Source organism: Bradyrhizobium sp., from assembly GCF_049512235.1.
Classification (GTDB): domain Bacteria; phylum Pseudomonadota; class Alphaproteobacteria; order Rhizobiales; family Xanthobacteraceae; genus Bradyrhizobium.
Genome location: NZ_JBEKXH010000697.1, coordinates 1 through 2,717 on the forward strand (window position 1 = coordinate 1; position 2,717 = coordinate 2,717).

The window sequence follows — 2,717 nt, forward strand, 5'->3', positions numbered from 1 at the left end:
ATCATATTCATAAATGCGTGGCCGGAGACTCATGAGCTAGGCCGGGAGGCCATACCTTCGGCGGTCTATTTGAACCCGCGAGCCCTTCACCCGCTCGGCCATCGAGCGCGTCTATTTCGAGCGATCAATCCTAATATCCTGATTGAGGATTTCATTCACGACGATTACTAGATCGATCGCGCCGGTTTAGCCTTCGTGCAAAGGATCGTAACCGAATGACCCGGCTTCCGGGGTCTGCGGGCTTGGTGACCCCCGCAAAAGCGGTTGGAGTAGAGCCCGGCCCCGCGAGCGGGACGCCGACCTATGCTGGCGCGAGCTCGCGATTGTTGCAAAAGCGCTCGTCGACGGACAGGATGCGACGGAGATCGGATTGATGCGCGATATCGCATTGCGGACGATCGCGGACCTCAGGGACGCTGGGCGGATGTGAGAGAACCGGGGGCGCGTTTTGCGCCGCCTATTCATCGGAGTGGGGGCGTAGCAGATGAGATGGCGCTCCCAACAGATCGATCGAAATAAATTATATAGTAACTTCAATTACATATGAGTTCGTAGTTTTATTCTGAATGGCGCGCCATTGTGAATAGGCCCGCGAACGCGGGCTGCGGTATCTGCCATCGCTGCGTTCTGAGCACGGCGTAGCCGGTTGCGCAGAGCTTTTGGATACTGAGCAGCATCCAGCGACGCCGAACCCAGAACGTTTCTTTCATCTCGCGCCCCCTCCGAGTGTTCGCGCAACGGGTTCGGCGCCGACCAAGTTGGTCGGAAGATCACAGTGAGAACCGCGTTCCCGAATGCCTCTTGCGCAACATTCAGCTGATGTTCGTGGTGCATGAAGAAAAGGACCTGAGTCTTCTTCGCTAGTTCGTTCAAGACCCGGTATCCCGCCTGCAGTGTCAGTCCCCAGACCTAACGCGACCGCGCCGCTGGTTGCGATCGCCAAGTTCGGACTGCAGCTTGCGATTTACCTGAAGCCGAGAGGCCGGCGTCCCGATGAACCCGACGAGGGACGCCAGGCCGCCGCAACTGCCGACGAACTCCGCAGAACACCTTCCCCGGCCTCCGCTTCCACGATCTCGCTGCCGCGTGCAAGGGCGATGACGGCTTGGGCTTTCCCACACGGAATACATGCTTTTTTGGCTGGCGCGGCGAATTCTCTTGTGCGTCGGTTTGGCACAAGCGACGTCTATCCAGGCCTTTAGGCGAGTTAGGTTAAATGGAAATATCTTTGCCTATGGCCGTCTTTTACCAGATGGAGTACGTCCTAAAGGGTGCCGAAAGTCTCAAAGAGCTGAAGAGCACGAATGCGGTAGGAGCTACAGACCCGAAATGAACGACACCCTCACGAACGCGGACTTAGAAAATGTTCTCAGAAGATTCGGCGCGGCTATCGAGCGGGACCAACTCCGCGTCGATGCTATGCCACCCGCGAACCTTCAGCCCCCGTACAATGACGAAATGTGGCGCCAGTGGCGACGCGACCACATTCGCTACGTCAATGTGCTGATATCCACCGCAATTGCGGTTCCCACGCGAATGTCATCAGAGCTAACGGTGATAGCGGCTTCCTATGAGCCCAAAGGCATCAGCACTCTGATTTTGGAGCTGCTTTCCGAAGTCGTGAGCGGCAGTTACGAATGGGAGGAATTTGCAAGCGCGCGATGTTTCTTTGGCACCTTAATCAAGCAGATTGGCGAGCAATCAAAAGCGACGAGTCACCAGGATGCTCATGTTTCGTTAGCGAGATGGTTTCCTCTCACCGATCCATTGCGCATCGCGGATGATCCTGAATGCCAGTATGGCCGACCGGCAATATTGACGTTGCTCATCGGGACTGGCTCCTAAAACTTCGCATCTTGGGGCAAGAAAGCAAGGGCTATCTGTTCGGAGCGTCCGGTCGCTAAGATGAGCCAGCCGCCGGCTCCGTTCCACGCCATTCCAGGTGGCTTCGCGGGTTCCGAGCCTGCTGGCGATGATCCTGGGCGTGGGCAGGTTGCTCTGTGTAGCACGAGAGTGTATCACATCCTCAGTAATGGCATGTGAACAGCACGTGTTTTCAGTATGTTAGCGCCAAGTCGAGCGGAGGTTCGAATCCTCCCGCCCCAGCCAGGGATTCATCGGTGCCGAGCGATTGGGGCGCTTACATTGACCTCTTGGCTACGGGCGCTCGCCTTTTCGACTGAGGCTTAAGCACGATGATTTCTGCCCTCTCAGCCCGATCATGACTTCTCTGGTCCCGGCGACAGTGAGTTGCGCGAATGTCGCTGCGCTCAACCCATCGGCCTAGGCCCTACGTTCTAATTCCCGCCATCAGCCGCAACGCGAAGAAACTGGCGCTTCATTGCGTTGACCCTTGAGACATAGGCCGCGACGAGGTGATCGCCACAGCGTTCGTCGGCCAGCATTTGAAACTTGCGGCGGGCGAAAGCCGTGGCGGGGCCTCCGCCGCACAGATGTATGAAGGCCGCGACATCCTGCTTCTGCTGCGGGCTTGCGGTCATGTCCGCGCGGGCGAGAACCGCGGCCACATTGCGGTCAAGATACACGGATGCGAGTTCGATGGCATGGCTGGGGATCGCGCGAATGTAAGGACCGAACCCGCAACCGGTATCAGTGACGGCGTTCGCCCGGATGCAAAACCGCGCGGCCTCGGCGTAAGCCCCATCGGTCATCTGGAACAGGCCGACGGCGCTGGAGGCGGGCTGGTAGATCGCGAA

General features: G+C 58.0%; 1 protein-coding gene and 2 pseudogenes. 2 read left to right on the forward strand and 1 reads right to left on the reverse strand.

The window, feature by feature from the left end; all coding sequences use genetic code 11:
- Positions 1 to 304: 304 nt before the first annotated feature.
- Positions 305 to 430, forward strand: a pseudogene (locus ABSG20_RS34905) (hypothetical protein); the annotation flags it as partial.
- Between the two features lie 899 nt (positions 431 to 1,329).
- Complete coding sequence (locus tag ABSG20_RS34095; protein ID WP_423868835.1) at positions 1,330 to 1,845, forward strand: hypothetical protein; 516 nt, start codon at positions 1,330 to 1,332, stop codon at positions 1,843 to 1,845.
- A 452-nt stretch (positions 1,846 to 2,297) separates the two neighbouring features.
- On the opposite strand, the pseudogene ABSG20_RS34100 reads toward ABSG20_RS34095, so the two are convergent.
- A pseudogene (locus ABSG20_RS34100) lies at positions 2,298 to 2,717 on the reverse strand (lytic transglycosylase domain-containing protein); the annotation flags it as partial.